General features: G+C 67.2%; 14 protein-coding genes and 3 pseudogenes. 6 read left to right on the top strand and 11 right to left on the bottom strand.

Annotated elements, in window-relative coordinates; all coding sequences use genetic code 11:
* Positions 1–70: 70 nt before the first annotated feature.
* Positions 71–1,285, bottom strand: a complete 1,215-nt coding sequence (locus tag ACN6LD_RS17915; RefSeq protein ID WP_445043705.1) for an IS110 family RNA-guided transposase — start codon at positions 1,283–1,285, stop codon at positions 71–73.
* Positions 1,286–1,603: 318 nt separating this feature from the next.
* Here ACN6LD_RS17915 and ACN6LD_RS17910 point away from each other — a divergent pair.
* Positions 1,604–1,840: pseudogene (locus ACN6LD_RS17910) on the top strand (helix-turn-helix domain-containing protein); the annotation flags it as partial.
* A gap of 124 nt (positions 1,841–1,964) precedes the next feature.
* Here the strand turns inward: ACN6LD_RS17910 and ACN6LD_RS17905 are convergent.
* The 10 genes and pseudogenes from ACN6LD_RS17905 to ACN6LD_RS17860 all read right to left on the bottom strand — a co-directional run bounded on the left by ACN6LD_RS17905 (position 1,965) and on the right by ACN6LD_RS17860 (position 11,642).
* Positions 1,965–2,516 (bottom strand): SUKH-4 family immunity protein, encoded by a 552-nt coding sequence (locus ACN6LD_RS17905; RefSeq protein ID WP_445043704.1) that lies wholly within the window; start codon positions 2,514–2,516, stop codon positions 1,965–1,967.
* Between the two features lie 42 nt (positions 2,517–2,558).
* Positions 2,559–4,076 (bottom strand): nucleic acid/nucleotide deaminase domain-containing protein, encoded by a 1,518-nt coding sequence (locus ACN6LD_RS17900; RefSeq protein ID WP_445043703.1) that lies wholly within the window; start codon positions 4,074–4,076, stop codon positions 2,559–2,561.
* A gap of 96 nt (positions 4,077–4,172) precedes the next feature.
* Positions 4,173–5,846: a hypothetical protein gene (locus tag ACN6LD_RS17895; protein WP_445043702.1), complete on the bottom strand. Its 1,674-nt coding sequence runs from the start codon at positions 5,844–5,846 to the stop codon at positions 4,173–4,175.
* On the bottom strand, positions 5,843–6,721 hold the full coding sequence (locus ACN6LD_RS17890; protein WP_445043701.1) for a nucleic acid/nucleotide deaminase domain-containing protein: 879 nt from the start codon (positions 6,719–6,721) through the stop codon (positions 5,843–5,845). Before ACN6LD_RS17890 ends, ACN6LD_RS17895 begins: the two co-directional genes overlap by 4 nt.
* Before the next feature lie 117 nt (positions 6,722–6,838).
* A pseudogene (locus tag ACN6LD_RS17885) lies at positions 6,839–7,126 on the bottom strand (IS5/IS1182 family transposase); the annotation flags it as partial.
* 165 nt (positions 7,127–7,291) lie between these two features.
* The gene (locus tag ACN6LD_RS17880; RefSeq protein ID WP_445043700.1) at positions 7,292–7,780 is read right to left on the bottom strand and encodes a hypothetical protein; all 489 of its coding nucleotides are present in this window, start codon (positions 7,778–7,780) and stop codon (positions 7,292–7,294) included.
* A 177-nt stretch (positions 7,781–7,957) separates the two neighbouring features.
* A complete protein-coding gene (locus tag ACN6LD_RS17875) occupies positions 7,958–8,365 on the bottom strand; it encodes a DUF6228 family protein (protein WP_445043699.1) in 408 nt (135 codons plus the stop codon).
* 49 nt (positions 8,366–8,414) lie between these two features.
* Positions 8,415–9,944 (bottom strand): UvrD-helicase domain-containing protein, encoded by a 1,530-nt coding sequence (locus ACN6LD_RS17870; protein WP_445043698.1) that lies wholly within the window; start codon positions 9,942–9,944, stop codon positions 8,415–8,417.
* 407 nt (positions 9,945–10,351) lie between these two features.
* A complete protein-coding gene (locus tag ACN6LD_RS17865; protein WP_445043697.1) occupies positions 10,352–11,209 on the bottom strand; it encodes a DUF6083 domain-containing protein in 858 nt (285 codons plus the stop codon).
* A gap of 169 nt (positions 11,210–11,378) precedes the next feature.
* Positions 11,379–11,642, bottom strand: a complete 264-nt coding sequence (locus ACN6LD_RS17860; RefSeq protein ID WP_445043696.1) for a helix-turn-helix transcriptional regulator — start codon at positions 11,640–11,642, stop codon at positions 11,379–11,381.
* 623 nt (positions 11,643–12,265) lie between these two features.
* On the opposite strand from ACN6LD_RS17860, the gene ACN6LD_RS17855 reads away from it, so the two are divergent.
* The 5 genes and pseudogenes from ACN6LD_RS17855 to ACN6LD_RS17835 form a co-directional block, all read left to right on the top strand.
* Positions 12,266–12,850 (top strand): hypothetical protein, encoded by a 585-nt coding sequence (locus ACN6LD_RS17855; protein WP_445043695.1) that lies wholly within the window; start codon positions 12,266–12,268, stop codon positions 12,848–12,850.
* Positions 12,851–13,125: 275 nt separating this feature from the next.
* Positions 13,126–14,715, top strand: a complete 1,590-nt coding sequence (locus tag ACN6LD_RS17850; RefSeq protein WP_445043694.1) for a serine/threonine protein kinase — start codon at positions 13,126–13,128, stop codon at positions 14,713–14,715.
* A 361-nt stretch (positions 14,716–15,076) separates the two neighbouring features.
* Positions 15,077–15,886, top strand: a complete 810-nt coding sequence (gene istA / locus ACN6LD_RS17845) for an IS21 family transposase (protein WP_445043693.1) — start codon at positions 15,077–15,079, stop codon at positions 15,884–15,886.
* 213 nt (positions 15,887–16,099) lie between these two features.
* Entirely contained in the window at positions 16,100–17,206 is a 1,107-nt protein-coding gene (locus ACN6LD_RS17840) for a tyrosine-type recombinase/integrase (RefSeq protein WP_445043692.1), read from the top strand.
* A 146-nt stretch (positions 17,207–17,352) separates the two neighbouring features.
* Positions 17,353–19,230, top strand: a pseudogene (locus tag ACN6LD_RS17835) (tyrosine-type recombinase/integrase); the annotation flags it as partial.
* Positions 19,231–19,588: the final 358 nt, after the last annotated feature.

The raw sequence follows: 19,588 nt of genomic DNA, 5'->3' as shown, positions 1-19,588 counted from the left end.
AGCTGTTTCAGAGTGGCCACTGATTCCCAATGATGTTGTCAAGCGGCGGTAGCGACCCACTGTGGTCGGGTCATATCGCTGTCGCGCCTGCGCGGGCCGCAGCGGTCTCGAAGAGCTTGTGGTCGCGCAGGAGGGCCCAGAGCACGTTCAAGCGGCGCCGGGCGAGTGCCAGGACGGCTTGCTTGTGGGACTTTCCCTCCGCGCGTTTGCGCTGGTAGTACCGCTTCGATTCAGGGCAGTACACGGTGGCGACCTGGGCAGAGAGATAGAACATTCGCAGCAGTCGCCTGCTGTAGCGCCGGGGCCTGTGGAGGTTACCGCTGACCTTGCCCGAGTCACGGGGGACCGGGGCCAGGCCGGCCACACCGGCGAGCCGGTCGGAGCTACCGAACACAGACATGTCTCCACCGGTAGCGGCGATGAACTCGGCTCCCAGCGTCATGCCGATGCCGGGCATGCTGGTGATCACCTCTGCGTCGGGATGCTCCCGGAACCGGGCCTCGATCTGGGCTTCGAGCTCCGAGATTTCCTCGTCGAGGGCCGTCACCGCCGCGGCCAGCGTCTGGACCATCCGCGCGCAGGTCCGTTCCCCGGGAACGACGGTGAACTGGGCTTCTCCGGCGGTCACCGCGGCCTCGGCCGTGCTCCTGGCAGCGATGCTGGTGCGCACGCCGTGGTTCTTCAACCAGGTGGTGAGCCGCGACCGGCCGATCCTTCGCAGGGCTGCCGGGGTTTGGTAGCCGGCCAGCAGAATCAGTGCGCTCTTGGAGGTGCTCAGATCGAAGGCACGCTCCAGGGCGGGGAAGTACTCCAGCAGCTGCGCGCGGAGGCGGTTGATTGCGCGAGTGCGGTCGGCCGCGAGGTCGATCCGGCGCGCGGTCAGAATCCGCAGGTCTACTGCGATCTCACCGAGCTCCTGCAGAGACTGCAGGTCGCGGCGCATGCGGGCGGTATCGGCGATGATGAACGCGTCCTTGGCGTCCGTCTTCCCGCTGCCCCGGTAGGCCGCTGAGGCGTGGTGCACGGTCCGGCCGGGGATGTAGAGCAGCTTCTGGCCGTGGCTGAGCAGCAGCGCGATCCACAAGGAGGCCCCGCCGGCGTTCAGGTCGACGGCCCAGGTGACCGGGCTGCCGTCGGCTATCCCCAATACGTCACCAAGGAGTTCGAGCAGTTCAGTCTCGCTGTTCGGCACACGCCGCGACAGCAGCGTCGTCCCGTTGGCGTCGATGACCGTGCAGTGGTGCTCGGCCTTCCCCGCGTCCGTCCCGGCCCACAATTCCGGCACCGATCCTCCTCCGACGTGGTGTTGTGTCCCAGCAGACGACCTCGCCGACGCATCCATACGAGCGATTCAGTTCGCGTATCCCAATTAGCGGCCGAGTCGTCGCGGGGTGCCGGGCGGCCAATCAGTGGAAGCCACATCATCGGCTATCGGGTGACAGCCATACCCAGCACCCCTGGGTGCTCCGATCCTACGAATGACCGGAACGGCCCACGACGAACGGTATGGATCGGGTGATGCCGGCGGTGTGCGCAACGCACGAGGCTCCCGTGCCGTTGGGGGAGATTTTCGAAGTCTCAACCCACAGGCACAGGAGCCGCGTTGGTTCCGTATTCTGCCGCACTCGATCTGCCTCATGCCCTTGTCGAGTGGGTCACCATGCTCATCGTCACCCGCGAGGGTGACCGCCGCTGCAAGCTCCCGCCGCACCAGCGTGCCCTGGTCGGCCTGGTGTACCTGCGGCAGCACGACACTCTCGCCCAGCTCGCTGCTGGGTTCGGCGTCTTCGTCGGCACCGCGCACGCCTACGTGGCAGCCGTCACGGGGCGCAGGACCGAAGGACGGCTCACATCGAGCTGTTCAGTCGGCGAGGCCCGCCATCTGAAGTGCTCAGTCACACTAGCAAGATCACGATCTGCAGTTGGAGTGTTAGGAGATCGAAGGAACAACAGCCGCTCTCGGCTTACCAGATTCCTTCGATGATCTCGTCGATTATGAGATTCCATTGCGACTGATCGTGCTCGAAGGGCGTCGCGTCGAAGTCTTGAATCCGTGCACGGAGTTGCTCCGCCTGCTCCTCGATGTCGGCGTCGCTTCGTTCGCGTTCGTCGAAACGCTTCAGCAGGTTGAGGGCATATACGAGGGATTCGACGTCTCGGTGGAGGTGTGTGTAGGTGTTCAGGGGTTCGCCTTCGCCGAATGCGTACACCTTGCCGGTGGGTGGATCGAGGGCGATGACGGAGGCTGCGAAGTAGCCGAGGATGAGCCATGAGTGACATTCCTCGGGCAGGGTTCCGTCCTCGGGTCGAAACCATTCGGTCAGCAGGATCGACTCTTCTTGACCGACACTGGCCTTGGACTTGAACGTCTCGTCGTGCGGGAGGCCGACGCAGCTGAGGAAGTCGGCCGTCCGTGTGTCGAGTCGGTTGTCGGGGGACTCGTATCGGGGGAAGTGCACGACGCCCGACAGGCCGAACGTGCTGAGGAGTTCGTCCGGCGTGACAGCGAAGCTCATTCTGGGACCTTTGTGTTGCGTGCCTGGGACGGGAGGCCAATGTTAGCGGCCGTGTGCTTTGCGGAGCTCTTCCATGTATTGCTGGTGTTCTGTGTCCCGGCGGTGGCGTGGGACCGTCTGATCGTAGTCGTTGGTGTGGTGGACGGTCTTGGCCTGGGGGAAGTGGCGGTCGAGCCAGCGCTCGCAGCTGGGTTTTAGCTGGCAGGGCTCTCGCTCGGTGAAGACTTCTTTGAGGCCTGACTGTTTCCCGTTGTGCAGGAGCGGATAGCCAATGGATCTTTCGGAGTGCATGCTCTTCTCGCTGTAGCCGACGAGGATGCTTTCGCCGTTGCCGTCGGGGTCGATGTAGCGGCCGGCGGCGTAGTTGTTTCCGCTGTAGTCGTAGCGGGCGTAGCGGGCGAGCTGGGTGGCTTGGCCGAGTTCGTCGGTGTAGGGGTCGACTTTGGTGGAGCTGACCTTGCCGGTGTGGGTGTTGGGCACGGCGGTGTCGGCTTGGTCGCGTCGTGTCTGGGGGCGCCAGGCTTTGCCGTTGTCGAGGATGCCGTCCAGTCGATCTTTGTCGGTGTTGTCGAGGTGGTGGAGTTGGCCGTCGGGGTCGAGGCGTTGGACGGTGCCGTCGGTGCTGAGCAGGTAGGTGCGGACGTCGACACAGCCGTCGATGTCGCGTTTGGTCTTTTCGTCGGTTTTCTTGTGCTCTTTCTTGCTGTCGTCGATCTTGCCGCCGTGCTTTTCCAGGACGTGGATGGTCTCGTCGGCTTTCTTGTCGACGGCATCCTCGGCCTTGTCCATGACGGTGGCCAGTTTGTGGAAGCGGCTGTCCTTCTTGACGGAGCTGCGCCGTTTTCCGCCTCCGGTGTTGTGGGTCTTCTTCTTGGTGTCGAAGTTGCGTTTGGTCTCGTCGTAGCCGCCGGAGGCTTTCTCGAACTCGTCGAACTCGATGGCCAGGTCGTAGGCCATGTCTGCGCTGCCGACGGTGTAGCGGGCGAGGTCGTTGTCGTCGTGTGCGTCGAGCTGGCCGGTGAAGAGGTCTTCGATCTTGCCGAGGATCTTTGCCTCGATCCTTTCGGTGACGATCGAGGTGATCTGGTCGATGGCGTAGTCGATGGCTTCGTGCAGGGCGATGCGGCAAGCGGCGATGGCTGCGGCGCTGAGCAGGCCGCTGAGGCCGGCGGTGAAGAACATGCCGATGACGCCGACGGTGGCGGTGGCTGCGGTGGCGGAGAGTTCGGCGATGCAGGCGATCTTGCAGCCTTCGATGAAGCCGGCGCAGTCCTCGAGGGCGTCGGCGAGCTCGTCGAGGGCTTTGATGAAGGTGGCGAGGTCTTTGCTGGTGAGTTTGCCCCAGCGGCGGTCGATAGCGTCGACGGTCTTGCCTTTGCTGCGTCCGGCGACGATGTGGGAGCAGGCCGTGTTGCCCTCGTTGATGACGTCGCGGAGGCCTTCGGCCAGATGGCGGTAGTCCTTGGCGCCGTCGCGGACCTCGTCTTCGTCGATGTTGGGCCATTGGACACCGACGAGGTCGAGGACTTCGACGAGTTCGTCGGGCAGCTTCTTACCCACGTACCGTTCCCCCGTTGAGACGTCAACTGGGCAAGAGTTCAGGCAAAGTAAGAGATCGTCAAGTTGCAGGCGAACAGATCCGGCCCCGTGCGGGTGTCAGCAAGGGCGCAGGCAGGCGACCATGTCGTCGCAGCCCACGACGAGGTCTCCGTTCGCAGTTGCTGCGAGTGAACGCACGGGTGGTCCCGGGCTGAAGGTGCGCACCGTGCCCGGGTTCCAGGTGTGGTGTTCGACGAGGCCGTCCGCCCAGCCGACGGCCAGTACCGGCCCGTTGTCGGTGTGCGCGGCGGCCAGCGCTGTGACAGGGACTGGCCGCTGCATCACGGGGGTGGTCAGGGCTGTGCGGCCGGGTGACCAGGCACGGACGCGTCCGTCAGCCCCGCCGCTGTACAGCAGAGAAACGGGCGTGCCGTCTTCCACGACGTCGAGGTCCAAGGCGGCAAGCGCGGTGACGGGTCCTTCATGGAGGGCTGTTGTCTGCGGGCGGGCCGTTGGCCGGTGCAGAGTGGCAGCGTGGACGGCGCCGGAGTCGTCCGCGGCCGCCAGCAGGTGGGCCGTGGCGGTCAGCGCACTGGCGGCGACCTGTGCCAGGTGGTGATTCATGGTGTCGATGAGCTGCTCGACGGGGGTGGGACCGTCGTCGAGGAGTGCGCTGAGACCGGAGGGCTTACGTACGGCGGCGCTGTGCTGCCAGGACAGCCGCCCATGGGTGTCCAGCGCGAGCACGGTTCCGTCCGGCAGGGCCGCCAGTGACTGTGCCGAGGCGAAGGGATGGGGAAGGCGGCCTGAAGCGCTGGCGCTGTCCGCGCTGATGATCCTTACGACGCCCCGGTGGTCTCCTGCCAGCAGGGTGCCGGCGAGCGCCTCGTGTCCGGCTGCGAGGGCGAGCGCTGGCCCGGGCCAGGGCGGGCGGATGTCGCCGGTGACCCGGTTCCAGAGCAGGCTCCAGCCTGTGTCGTCGGCCAGTGCTGCAAGGCTCTGTTTCAGCCGCGGGTCGGCAACGTCGCCGAGGGCGGAAAGCAGGGTCAGGGCCCTGGCTGCTGGCCGCCGCTCGCGCTGGAGGGACTGGCCGGCGCGCAGCCAGGCAGTGCGCAGTCCCCCATGGTCGCCGTCGCTGCTTTCGTAGCGGGCGGTGACCGTCATGGGGTCGGCAGTGCAGACTTCCTCGGGCTCGTCCAGGTGGATGGCGGGCGCCGCGTCCAGCGGAAGGAGGGGTGCAGGCTCGTTATGTGCGGCGCGCCAGGAGGCGAGCCGCTCGGAATCGGTCCACTGGTCGTGGTCGAGGTTCATGACCGCCGGTGCCTGGTCCGCAAGGTGTGCGGCCGCAGGGCTCGAGGCGGTGGCTTCGACGATGATGCGCACGTGCTCCAGGCGGGCCAGGAAGCCGGCCATGTCGGCGAGCGTCAAGGCGTCCGCAGCGTCTTGCAGGTCTGAAAGCACGATCGTGATGGGCCGGTGGTCGGCGGCCAGTGCTGCCACCAGTTCGGCAGGGGCCCGGGCGACTACGCCCAGTTGATCGGCCAGGCTCCACACGGCGCCCCGGGTGCCGAGGCCCTGCAGCGGTGCAACCGCGTGTATGCGCCGTTCCTGGGGCGTTCCGGGGCGCACGCCGTGCGCCACCAGCCAGGCCAGCAGGGCTGATTTGCCGCAGCCTGTGCTACCTGTGACCAGACACATGCGGGGGGCGGCAGGATCGGCCAGCCAGGCCAGCAGAGCGGCGGCTGCCGGTTCCCTCCCCGCGGAGGGCCTGTCCCATCGTGTGCTCGTCACGACCGAGACTGCCGGGCGGCTTGAGTGATCAGCTCTTTCAGGCCTTCTTCTCGGGAGGCGGCGTCGGATCCGTAGTCGAAGCTGTGGGTGAACTCGGCTTGCGGGAAGACGTGGTGCAGCCAGACTGCGCAGTAGTGGCCCGGCATCATGCATGGCTCGAGCTCGCAGTACACGCGGCGGACCTGTCCGGGTGCAATGCCCTGCGCCTTCAGTCGCTCCCAGAGCAGTTCCTCCGGATGAGCGCGCCCTGGGCCGGTGGCATCGGTGGCGATCTGCTTGTTTCCGACGTCGTCGACGTATTCGAAGGCCGAGGAGAACGGGAAGTTCAGCGTGTGCCGTACGTCGTCCAGGATCCGCGGCCACCAGCTCTCGCGCTCTTGGAAGGCCAGCTCGTCGTTGTGCCGCAACTCGGCGTTGAGTTCTCGGAAAGCGGCCGCGGCGACGGATAGTCCTGTTGAGGCTGCGATCACCGGCAGCCTTCTGTCCAGGATGGTGAGCGCTGAGGTGAGCTGGACGAGGCTCGATGACACGAGCATGTCGTCCTCGCCGTAGTCGCCGAGGAACACCGCCTGCACAGCTCCGTCGGGACGCACGCAGAGATGGGCCAGCCCGTCGGTGCCGATCCGGAGCCAGTTGGCCATCTGAGCCGGCGGCCGTGGGAGATCGTGATGGCTGGCGAAGAGCCCCAGCGTGGCTCCATCGGCTGGCGCGGCTGCCCGGAAGTAGGGCGCCGCGTTCAGCGGGACGCCTACGCCCTCCAGGTGTTCGCGAGCGGCTTGAGGCAGCCGGATGCCGAACGCCCCAGGGATCTGGAATTGCCGCATGCCGTCCGCACCGAAGTGATCGAAGGACGCGTCCCGCACGGGGTCGGACATCGAATGGGCCTCTCCAACAGCAGTGATCTGTGTACGTCCCACTCTGTCAGGAACAGCGACTTGGATGAAAACGTAGGTGTGGAGCTGGCCTGGGCGCTGCGTGGTCAACTGATCGTTTCAAGATGAGGTCCGAAGGCGGCGGAGGGATATGAGGCTGCAGGCCAGTTCGAGCAGACCCAGGTGGAGATCGGCGCGTCGTTCGTAGCGGGTGCGGAGCCGTTCGAACTGGTGCAGCCAGGCGAATGCAGGCTCCACCACCCGGCAGACCTTGCCCAGTCCTGAGCCGTGCGCGACGCTGCGTCGGGCGCTTACAGGCTTGATGCCGGGTTTCCACAGCAAGCGGCGGTACTTGTCGAAGTCGTCGCACCGGTCGGCGTACAGACGCCAGGTCTTGCGGCGGTGTCGTTCGGGAGTGTGCGGCAGCAGCGGGGCCACCCGCTCCCACAGGTCATCCAGGACAAGATCAGCATGCACTTTGGACCGCTGACCAAGATCATCGAGTCCAGGCCCGCGGCTCGTCTCATTGTGATTTGAGCGCAAGCTCTGGCGTCGTTTCGCCAGATCGACCGCTCAGCATGAGGCACCCTCCAGCGGAAGGTGGTCTCGGAAGTACTGCGAATCCAGCCACTCCTCCTTCACGAAAAGCGGACGTGTCAGGCGAGCTTCCCCGACTTCCTGCGAACGCAGAAGAACCCCGAGATCAGTCAGGGACAGCGAGTCAGATCGCGTGTAGAGCACCCGGTTCCCATGCTCCGCAGCGTGGTCCAGCAGGAACTGCCGACCCTGCTCGAGATCGCTGCCCGCCAGCGGGAAGCCGGACAGGATGACCTGCCGACCGATGACCGCATCTAGCGCAACGCAGGCGAGCTTGCCCGCGTCGTAGAACGCTTTCACCCCAGCGGGGAAGTCCTCCTGCGCATACGGACCGCTAACCCGTTCCTGCGGTCCAGAGACCAACAGCGCCTGAGCGACCTCGGCTGGAGACATCCCGAACTGCAACGGCCCCACACGGGCTCCCGACCGCAGCTCCCAGCGCTCCCGCTCCGTACCCGCGCCCATCTACCCACTCCTACGTCCGACCGGTCCGGATCTGTTTCTCAGGCCGCATGCACAGGGCAAGGGGCCAAGGTGCCGACTCGGCTGTACAGGTGCCAACCGAAGCGCTGCTCTCGGCCAGAGTCATGCTGAAATGATCTGGTCTCACGTGGTGGTGGCAAGCGTGAGAAGGGGCTCCGCCTACATCGTCACGCTAGTGAGAAAGGTGAGCACCTCGGCGGCAAGGTTCGTCATTTCCTCGCCGGCAGCGTGCACCGTGGTGGTCTCGAGGTGCCACTCCTCGAACGGGGGTCGGTCGTGAATGCCCCAGTTCAGGTAGACGTGGCCGCCCGATCGGTGTTCAGCCGAGATCGTCAGGTCATATGCCAAGGAGTGCCAGGTGCGCGCTCCCTCCCAGCCCGGGAAGTCCTCGGCCAGTGAGGAGAGGAAGCTATGTAGGCCGTCGCCGTCCCAAGTCCGTACCGAGGTCTCGACACTCACCCACTGACCGCGTGCCTTCACGAGGAAGTCGAGCGCCGCTTCGTCGTCGTACGGGCGCCTCGGCTCGGAGAAAAACAGGTGGACGGGGCGAAGTCCGGGGTCTCCCAACTCGGAGCGTGGGGCTGCCGGATTCGTCGTAGTCGATCACGTGAGCAGGTTAGAAGGCCGGGCCGGGTAGTCCAATGTCGTTTTCTGGTGGGCGGGCAGCTGCGGTCCGACGAGGGCGCTCGCGCATCCCGTCAGGGTGGTCGTGGATCCAGGACAGCCCGTCCATGTCGAGTCGGCGGCGGGCCCGGGTGACGGCTACGTAGGCGAGACGGGCTTCGGCGTCGTCGATGGGGCCGGGCAGGACGCGGCCGGCCTCGTCGTGCTGGTCGCTGTCCTTGGGCGGGGTGAAATCATCGGCGATCTTCACGCGGGCCCATTCTCGGCCCTTGGCTTTGTGGGCGGTGGAAACGGTCACCTCGGCCTGTTGTTCGGGCACGAGCTGGGCGACAGCGTTGAGGATGGCGTCGGTGCCGTGGGTATCGACGAGGTCCACCAGGGGCTGTAGGTCACGTCCGGCCGGGTCGTGGGCGGCGTAGTCCTGAAGGGTGCCCCAAGAGGGGAAGAGGAGCAGTTCGGGGTGTACGGTGCGGCGGCCTTCCTTGAGGTCGCGAGCTGCTTGGGCCAGGGCACGCAGGGTGTCTCCTCCTCCGGCCAGTCCGACACGGCATCCGGTGGCGAGCAGGTCCATGGCTTGGGCCATGGCTCCGACGTTGGTGCGGCACAGCACTGCGTCGGGTCGGATGAGAGGGCCGAGTTCGGTGGGCACGGTGTCGGTGCCGGTGAGGCGGATGGGGGCGTCGGCGATGGCAAGCCACCGGTTGGCCTCTTGGGCTAGTTCGGGGCCGAAGCGAAAGGAGCGTGACAGGGCGAGCCGGGTGCCGTCGAAAGTGGTCATGACGTCTTTGGCGCCGCGCCAGTCGTAGATGGCCTGGGCGGAGTCGCCGACCATGACGATCTGGGCGTGGTTGCGTTGGGCGAGGACGATCTGTTCGACGACGGGGTTGGTGTCCTGGGCTTCGTCCAGGAGGAGGAAGTCGGTATTGATCTTTGGGTTGGTGAGGGCCCAGATCTTGAGGTAGTGGTCGTGGTCGAAGCGGACCGCGCCGTCATCGGGTTGCTGCAGGTCGGCCCAAGCCTTGCGGGCGAAGGGCACGACGTGTGCGGCGAGTTGTGCGTGGAGATCTTTGTTTTCGAGACCTCGCAGACGGGGGACGTGGTGGCGGGTGATGTCGGGGTCGGCGGTGTGGCAGAAGCGGGCTACGGTGCGCAGGGTGGCGTAGGAGAGGGCCTTTGGGGAGAGGTCGCGTTCGTCAATGCGGATGGCTTTGGTGATTCCGAGAGCGTGACCGGTCTGCCAGGCGGGGCGGCGGGGGGCTCCCAGGCGTGGGTGGTAGCGGTGGCCGATGGCGGCGTAGGCCAAAGCGTGGGCGGTTTTGCACTGGACGTTGTCGGAGAAGCGGGCGCTGGCGTCCTGGGCGATAGCTCGGTTGTAGGCGAGATAGCGGCCGCGGCGGGTGGTGGTGCGGGCGAGCAGGGTCAGGGTGGTGGTCTTGCCGGTGCCGGCACCAGCCTGCAGGGCAAGGTGGTGGCCTGCGTGAAAGGCATCGGCCGCAGCGGCCTGTTCGTCGGTCGGGTTCATGCTGAGGCTGCTCCGGAATTGCGGGCCAGGGCGTGGCCTACGGTGGCCAGGAGGTGTATGGAGGTGGTGCTGGCGTACTGGGTGCCAGGACGTGGCACTGGGCCTGTGCCACGAAATGTCGCGGGTCTATTCCTGTCGGGGCAGGCTGGGTCCGCCAGCGGGGCACAGACGACGTTGAGCAGCATGCTGCCGCGTACGTCCGCGTAATGGGTGGTGATCACGTCGATGGGAAGGCATCCGTTGAGTCGCCGGCGCAGGCGGTCGGCTCGGTCTGCTTTGTTGGCCTGGATGAGGGCCACCAGGGGGTGGTGTCGTACGAGGCGGCGGCATCTTGCGCTGAGCGGGGTCGAGTTCGGCCTGGCTCAGCCGGCGGGTCAGGGCGATCTCCAGCTCGTGGTGCGGTGCGGTCATCGTGAGCGTGGACGTGTGCTGGGGTGTGGTAGGCGGGGGTGGATGTGGGCGGTGTGCAGGAGTGCGTTGAAGGGCTGCCAGTCGGCCAGGGCGAGGTCTGCGGCGCCGGGGGCGGCGGAGTGGACGGTGCAGCGTTGGGTGCGCCAGCGCAGTTGTTCGCTGTAGGACAGGTGGCTTAGGTCGTACACGGCCATCAGTCCGTCGGGCAAAGCTAGTTGGGTGTGTTGGGGCTGGATGGGCAGCAGTCGCCAGCGTCCCGCGGGTTGGGCGAGGCTGAGTACGGGCTGGGTACAGCGGTGGCGGTGGCGGGTCTGGGCGATGCAGCGCACTTCTTGGATCGGGTGTGAGCTGAGGTAGGGGGTGAGGAGGATGCGCAGGACGGGGCGTGGCGGGTGCTCGTCTCCGGCGTGCGTGGGCGTCGAGGCGGGTGGGCGCGGCTCCGCGGTGAAGGTGCCGGAATCGCTCAGGCGGCGGGTTGTGACGGCGAGGCGGCGGCGGAGGGCGTCGAGTTGGGGGCCGAGGCGGTGGAGGGAGGTGCGGTGGGCGCAGAGCACAGCGTGGGGGATGCGACACCATCCGCTGCCGTCGTCGTGCGGGTGGGCGATGCCGCCGCTGAGGTGCCAGCGGCAGGGTGGTGGGACGTGATCGGCGGCCAGTTCTGCGGGGTGCAGGGCGATAGGGCGATCGTCGGTTCGCTGGTACCAGTCGACGCGGTTGCCGCAGTTACGGCAGCGGCTGGTCCGTCCTGCGCGCAGCAGGCGGCTGGGGCTGTGGTCGGAGATCCGCAGGGAGCGGCGGGGGTGGGCGCGTCGGAGGCTGCCGTCCCAGTTGCGGGGGGCGGGGTGGGGGTCCATGACCGGGAAGGTGTCAGGTGGCACGGGGCGGTGGGGAATGCGGCGGCAGGTGTGTCGCCTGGATGGCGCAGGGTGTTCGAACATGCACACCTGGGTGCGGTCCTGGGTTCGATTCCTGTTCGCCGGTTCGGGTGATTCGTTGCACCCCGCGCCGTGAGGGCGGCCGGGTTCAGGAGTTCCGGCCGCCGGGCGGGGTGTGGTCGGCGCAGAGGGTGCTCAGCAAGTGTTCGACGGGGACGTCGAAGGTGTGGGCAAGGGTGTGCCAGGTGGAGAGGCTGCCGGTGGTACGGCCGTGCTCGAGGTCGATGAGAGTGCGCCGGGCCAGGCCGCTGCGGCCGGCGAGTTCGTCGAAGGTCCAGCCGCGCTCGCCCCGCAAGCGCGCAAGTTCGACGCGCAGCGCGGTGAAGTCGGGGTCGGGCGGCAAGATCGTCACCCCACCATCCGACGGTGCAGGACCCTGCCCTGTCAGTGCAGACTTCTGCACTATCTGTCGGTGCGGGAGTGACGTTCGCGGTGCAGGAATCTGCACTACGGTGCGTGCTCTCGGGTGCCCTATGGAGCTGCCAGCTTGGCGGCATGGACAGACAGGAGGACGACGGGCGGATGAGGCTTGCCGGCGTGCATCCCGCGGTGCGGCGCATCTGGACAGTGGAACTGCGTTCACGGGTAGGCGGCCCGAGGCTCGTCTGCCCTCACTGCACCGTGCACTCCCCTGCCCTCCAGGGCGCCTCCGCACGGTCTGCCGCCCTGGCGCACCTGGCCCGCCATGCGCGTGCCGACGTACTGCCAGCGCATCTACGCACCTGCCAGTGCCGGGCGCAGGGCTGCTCCTGGCATCTGCGTCATCGCGGCTGCGCCGGCCCGGTACTGCTCGCCCTGACCTGCGACCGCAGCGGTCGCGTCTGGCGTCTCTCCGACACTTGCTCAGCCTGCGCAGCGGCAACCAGCCGCACCGCCGTCGTCCCTGCCACCCGGGTGCAGTCGCGCCCACTCGAACGCACCAGTCGCCGCCCCAAGCTGCTGGGGGGTCCTGGCGAGCGCACCCGCGTGCGAGAGATGCTCACCTACCTGGCGGCCGCGCTTCCGAGCGTCTCCTCCCCCGCCGCGCGTCTACTGGCCCTGCAGTGCGCGTTGCGCGCCGACATCGATGGCACGGTCTCGCTTCCCACCGGGCTACTGCGCGGGATGCGGCTGCACCGGCGTGGCGAAGTGTGGCGGGAGCTCGCGCGTGACGGCTGGCTGGAACCGCTCAGATCTCCGAATGCCCACATCTGGGTGCGGCTGCTCGACCCTGCAGTCCTCGACCAGTCACCGGGCCGGGGAGTCCGCCGCCGCGCAGCCCACTGGGCGCTGAGGCCGGGCAGTCTGGCCCCGCCCGCCGGCACGGGCGATGGAGAACGCCTGAACGCACTCGTACTGGCAGTACACACGAGCGCGTCCGGATCCGAGACTGAGATGGCCCTCGTGGCCCACCTGTGTGGGCACTCCCCTCGCCAGACCGCAGATCTCCTCGACCGCCTGGTCACCCTTCGCCTCCTCTCCTGCTGGCAGCACGATCGCGAGACTGACGAGGTGACGTGGGAGTGGGCCGTGGAGCTTCTGACGGCAGTCCCTCAAGACGCGAACATGCCGAAACGGTGATCACGTTATCAGCGACGCGCTGCTCTCCGCCTCGCCCGCAAAGGCGCTGGTGATCATCGAGGCTGGGCCTATCGCCCGTCCATGCCCATACGTCACCACTGAGCGTTCCTCTACCAACGGAAACGGCTCCTTAAGGGCGGACAACGTCGTCCGCGTGACGTACACGGCCAATCACGCCCTACCTGCCGAGAGGCCAGAACGGCTGCGTATCGCCGGATATCATGCAGCATCCGCCCCGGCCGATATGCGCCGCTGCTCACGCTGAAGGAGCCTTGGTGTCCAGCCGTATCCAGCCGGTGCAGGCTGGCGATCCCCGTCGCATAGGCCCCTACCGCGTCATCGGGCGGCTTGGGACAGGCGGTATGGGCACGGTGTATGCCGCGCTCGATGCCTCGGGGCTGCAATTGGCGGTCAAAGTCGTCCATCCCTCGCAGGCGGCAGACGAGGAGTTCCGGGCCCGCTTCCGCCGAGAAGTACGGCTCTCCAGGCAGGTGACAGGCCCCTGTCTGGTACCGGTGCACAATGCCGATACCGACAGCCCGACCCCGTGGCTTGCCACTGCCTATGTGCCCGGCCCCACTTTGGACCAGCACGTGGCTGCGAGCGGCGCTCTGAGCGGGGCGCCGCTGTACGCGCTGGCTGCCGGAACCGCAGCTGCCCTCGCGGCCGTGCACGAGGCAGGCATCATCCACCGGGATGTGAAACCGCAGAACGTTATCCTTGCCCCGGCCGGCCCCCGAATGCTGGACTTCGGTATCGCTCACGCTCTCGACGGCACCTCGGTGACGCGCACGGGAGTGATGACCGGCACCCCCGGCTGGATCAGTCCTGAGCACTACCGCACCGGGGACGTGGGGCCTGTCGGGGACGTCTTCGCCTGGGGTGCTCTCATCGCCTACGCCGCGACCGGGCGTCTGCCCTTCGGCGTCGGTGCCCCCGATGCCGTGGCATTCCGCGTCCTGTCCGCCGAACCGGACATGCAAGGCGTGCCAGATGCGCTGCATGCTCTGGTTACACAGGCGCTCAGCAAAGAGCCTGGTGACCGACCGAGCGCCGCCGAACTCAGTGATGCCTGTACGGCATTGCTCGCCTCCCAGGCAACGGCCCTCACTCCGCGCGGGCCCGAACCGACACGGGTGTCCGAGCTGGTGAGCAGCCACTGGAACCTGCCGATAGACAACGGCGCCGCCTGGCTCACTACTACACGATCCCGCAGTCGCCTTCGTTGGTCGCTCGCAGCCATCGTGGCGGCCGCAGTGGTGGGAGGCATAGCCGGAGCCGTTGCCGCATCCACCGCCTCCACGCCTGAACGAGGACACGTGGCGGCGCCACCGAGCAGCCGGAAACAGTCTTCCAGCGCTCCCACGACGGAACCGACCCACAACAAGGAGACCGTCAGCAGGTCCCCGGTGCCCTCCCCCACCACGACCACGATCGTGTCTGCGCAGTCGCGCCCGTCGTCTGCGACACCTGCCTCACCGCTGCAGGCTCCCCCGTTCACCTACCTTCCGGCCCAACTCGACTGCAGCCCACGCAAGCAGGCAGAGGTCGACGGTGCTTGGCAGATCTTCTCCGCGGGCGATGTCCGGGCGGGAGACGCAGTGGAACTGAGTCTGCGCAACAAGTACGGCAACATCGATCCTGTGCAAGCCGAGATGGAGGTCCTGGCCCGCGTCTACATGCCTGACGGCACCTCACGGCTGGCACGAACAGCCGTACAGTCCGATACGCCTGCCACCGTGGTCTGGCCCGGAGACTTCCCCGGGGCTGCCGCGCACTACCCACCAGGCACGTATACCGTGGTCTGGTCCGTCGGCGACGGCTCACAACGCTTCATCACCTGCACTGGGTTCGCCGCCCAATGACAGCTCCTCGTGACACCCAGGATGTAGCACCTGGGGGTGCACGCTGGTGAGGGGTGCCGGCCCGGGCCGGCACCCCTCACGAGCAGCGAGCGCCGGAAACCCTGCGCTGAAGCGACCGATGCTCGGAAGGGATCAGTGGGGATGATCTCTGCCTCGCCGAAGGGCTGCTCCAGCGCCTCGTGCCCGTGACGCCTGCGGAACTCGATCTCGGCGGATGGCTTTAATCACGAGTCCTGACGTCAGTTGTTCACGAGTTTGGGAGTCACCCCGAACCACGGACGGGTGATGTTCACGAGTTTCGACGTCACCGGGGTACTTGCCAGGCCAGCATCGGGAGTGCTCCTGGTGAAAGGCCCTGGTCATGCCGCAGATGTCGAAGGTCGAGCTGTACGCCGCGATCCGGCGCGACCACCGGGACGGCATGACGATGCGGGAGATCTCGCGCAAGTACAACGTGTCGTGGCGGACGATCAGGAAGGCCGTGGACTCGGTCTGGCCGGAACCGAGGAAGAAGCTCCCGCCCCGGGCGACCGCGCTCGACCCGTACAAGGCGACGGTCGACGGGATCCTGCGGGCCGACCTGGACGCGCCGCGCAAGCAGCGGCACACGGTCACTCGGATCTTTCACCGCCTGGTCGAAGAGCACGGCGCCGAGGTCTCCTACCAGCAGGTCCGCCGCTACGTCGCCGACCGCAAGCCGCAGATCCTCGTGGAGTCGGGCAAGGCTCCGATCGAGGCGTTCGTCCCGCAGACGCACCAGCCCGGTATGGAGGCCGAGGTCGACTTCGGCGACGTGACGGTGAAGCTCGCCGGCGAGGTGGTGACCTGCTATCTGTTCTCCTTCCGCCTGTCCTACTCAGGTAAGGCCGTCCACCGTGTCTTCGCCTCCTGCGGGCAGGAGGCGTTCTTCGAGGGCCACGTCCACGCGCTGCGGACGCTGGGCGGGGTTCCGCGGAGCAAGGTCCGCTACGACAACCTGAAGGCGGCCGTCGCCCGGGTGCTGGGGCTGAGCCGGGCCCGGGTGGAGGCTGACCGGTGGATCGCCTTCAAGTCGCACTTCGGGATCGAGAGCTTCTACTGCCGGCCGGGTATCGAGGGCGCCCACGAGAAGGGCGGCGTCGAGGGCCAGATCGGCTACTTCCGCCGCAACCACTTCGTGCCGGCGTGTTGACTGAACTACGGGAGGTTCTCTTCTTGTTCTTCGGACATGGCGGAGGCGGGCTGGCTACCGTCCCCTGACATGCTCGAACGTGAGGATGTCTCAAGGGACTTGGGTTCACTGGTGGTGTCCCGGGTGGGTGCGCTCGTGGAGAGTGGTGACCCGTGGGAACCGTATCGTCTGGTGGATCCTGCCGGGGCGATGGTGGGGGCAGCGGCTGCGTACATGAACGATCTGCAGGCGGCCGGGCGGCCTGCGACGACTCAGCGTTCGTACGGCATGGACCTGCTGCGCTGGTTCCGCTTCTTGTGGGCGGTCGAGGTGCCGTGGAACGAGGCGACCCGGATCGAGGCCCGCGACTTCTCCCGGTGGATTCAGATCACGGCCAAGCCTCCTCGACCGCACCGGAGTTCGGCATCAACCTCGTCGTCGGCTGTTCGGCCGGTCGCCCGGGGCACGAATCCGATCACCGGGAAGCGGCCGGTCGGGACGACGTACGCGGCGTCGACGGTCGCGCACAGCGAGACGGTGCTCCGCAGCTTCTACGCCCACCATCTGGAGGCCGGGACTGGTCCGCTGGTCAACCCGTTCCCGCTGGCCAGGGCTCCGCGAGTGAACGCGCATCACAACCCGATGGAGCCATGGCGCCCGCAACGGGCAGGACTGTTCCGACCACGGCAGCCGCAACGTATCCCGCGTCAGATCCCCGATGCGGTGTTCAACGAGCTGTTCGCCCAGCTGTCCTCGGACCGTGACCGGGCCATGGTCGCCTTCTGGATCTCCACCGGGGCCAGGGCTTCCGAGCTGCTCGGGGTGCTGTGCTCCGGCACGGACCCGGGGCGCCAGTTGGTCACGGTGGTACGCAAGGGCTCGCGCGCCCTGCAGCAGCTCCCGGCTTCGCCGGACGCGTTCGTCTGGCTGCGGCTCTACCAGCAGCAGATGCACGAACTGGTGCCCACCGGCCCCGACGACCCGCTGTGGTGGACGCTGCGACGGCCGTTTCGTGCTCTCAACTACCATGCCGCGCGAGCGATGTTCGTCCGCGCGAACAGCACGCTGGGGTCGGATTGGTCGCTGCACGACCTGCGGCACACAGCGGCCTACCGGCTCGCCCGTGACCCGCTGATGCCGATCACGGACGTCCAATGGGTCCTCGGACATGCACGTCTATCCACCACTCAGCGGTACGTCACGCCCACCACCGAGGACGTCATCGAAAGCGTCCTGGCCCACCACCGTCGCCAGGCCGAGGAACCGGCGGAGCCCTCGGAGCCGACTCTGCACTACCGGCCCGAGAGCCTGGACGTGCTGTTCGGCCGGGGGCGACCGTGACCACCGGCGCCATCACCGAGGCGGTGGCCGCCCGCCCCTGGCAGCTCAGCGCGGAGGCCGTCGCCCTCTGGAAGAAGTTCCCGCCCCGGACCAACCCGAAGAGCTGGCCGGCGACCCGGCAGAGCCGGGCCGCCGTGGTGTCCCGGATGCTCAAGCCACCGTTCCTCGGGAACGACTCCAAGACCCGCTGCAACCGGAAACTGACCCTGCTCAAGGTGCTCGACTGGCTGGAGATGCAGCCCGGCACCACCTGGCAGGAACGGTGGGACGCCAGCGGCGTCGGCGTCGACGGACGTGTGGACTGGCGGACCCGGCTCATCAGCGACCTGAAGAGCGTCGACAATCTCGGCCCACGAGGAGAGCGGATCTTCAGCATCCTCGGCATGGGCCTGGTCCAACTGATCGGAGGTGACGTCCTGCGGCCTGACCTGGGCTGGCTGATGGCCACGGCCTCGCCGCTGCGGATCGCTAACGAAATGGAGCGTGTCCGCGACGGCGAGGCCATCGCCTCGCTTCGGGCCCTGCGGAAGGCGAGCACGGTGGGCGACTCCACCGTGCTGCCCGCGATCGAGAAGATCGCGCTCATCATGGCGGCCAAGGGCGGCACGGTCGCCGATGTCACCCCCGGCGACTGCCTCGAACTGCTGAAGACTAGCCGGGAGGTCTTCCCCGGACCGGCCAAGGCCAGCCGGCACAGCCCGTTCTCCTACCAGCTGCTGCACTCCCTCGGCGTCTTCCCCGCCGACGCCCCGACCTCGGTCCGCATGTTCAGCACGCGTTTTCCCGGCCAGCTCACCGCCGAACAGCTCGTCGACCGCTACGACCTGCCCTGCCGTCCCGTCCGCGACCTGCTGGTCGACTACTTGATGGAACGTCAGCCATCCGTCGACTACAACACGCTGACCGGCCTGGCGACCGCGCTGGCGCTGTGGTTCTGGAAGGACCTGGAAAAGCACCATGCCGGCATCGACTCGCTCCGGCTTCCTCCCGACATTGCCGCCAGCTGGAAGAGACGCCTGCAGACCCGCACCGTCCGCACCACCAACGAGCACGGCGACGTCGTGGAAACCACGGTGGAAAGGGCCACCGCCTCCGAGACCTTGATGACAGTACGGGCCTTCTATCTCGACCTCGCGCAGTGGGCGCTGGACGAGCCGTCCCGCTGGGGACCTTGGGCGGTCCCTTGTCCGATCCGAGCCGACGACGTCCAGCACCGCAAGATGAAGTCCCGTCAAAAGGCCCGGATGGATCAGCGCACCCGCGAACGTCTGCCCGTCCTCCCGGTGCTGATCGACGCAGTCGACCGGAACCGGAAGGCAGCCGCCGCCCGCTTGGAGGCCGCCGGACACACCCACCCCGGCGAGGTGTTCACCGCCGACGGCACGACGCTCCGACGCGCGGTTCTCAAGCGACACTCGCCGCACTTGTGGGGAGAGGAACTCGACACCGGGCGGCGCCGGAACCTGGCCCGTGAGGAAAGCAACGCCTTCTGGGGCTGGGCTGCGGTTGAGGTCCTGCGGATGACCGGAGTGCGCATCGAGGAGCTGAGCGAGATCTCGCACCACAGCCTGGTCCAATACCGGCTGCCGAGCACCGGTGAACTCGTCCCGCTGCTGCAGATCGCGCCTTCCAAGACCGATGAGGAACGGCTCCTGGTCGTCTCCCCGGAACTCGCCGATGTGCTCTCCGCGATCATCTGCCGCATCCGCACCGCCGACGGCAGCGTCCCCCTCGTGATCGCCTACGACCACCACGAGAAGGTCTGGAACCCGCCCCTGCCCCTGCTGTTCCAGCGCAAGATCGGACTGGAGGACAGGCCCATCCCTATCGACGGCATCCGCACCCTCCTGCAGGACGCCCTCGCCGCCACCGGGTTCACCGACACGACCGGGAGACCGCTGCGCTTCGCTCCGCACGACTTCCGGCGAATCTTCACCACGGACGCCGTCATGAACGGGATACCACCGCACATCGCCCAACTGGTTCTGGGCCATCGGGACATCAACACGACCATGGGCTACAAGGCCGTCTATCCCGAGGAGGCTATTACCGGGCACCGGGCGTTCATCGCCCGCCGCCGGGAACTACGTCCGAGCGAGGAATACCGCAGCCCCACCGAGGAGGAATGGGACGATTTCCTCGGGCACTTCGAACGCCGCAAGGTCGCGCTCGGCGACTGCGGACGAGCCTACGGCACCAGCTGCATTCACGAGCACAGTTGCATCCGATGCCCGCTCCTGCGGGCCGACCCAGCCCAACGGTCACGACTCGTGGACATCCGCGACAACCTCCTCGCCCGCATCACCGAAGCCGAACACGAAGGCTGGGCCGGCGAAGCCGAAGGACTCAAGGTCAGCCTGGCCGCGGCGAACGCCAAACTCG

This window comes from Streptomyces sp. SAS_272 (genome assembly GCF_052543235.1).
The sequence above is the reverse complement of the archived record's forward strand: the minus strand, read 5'-3'. Positions and strand labels throughout refer to the sequence as shown.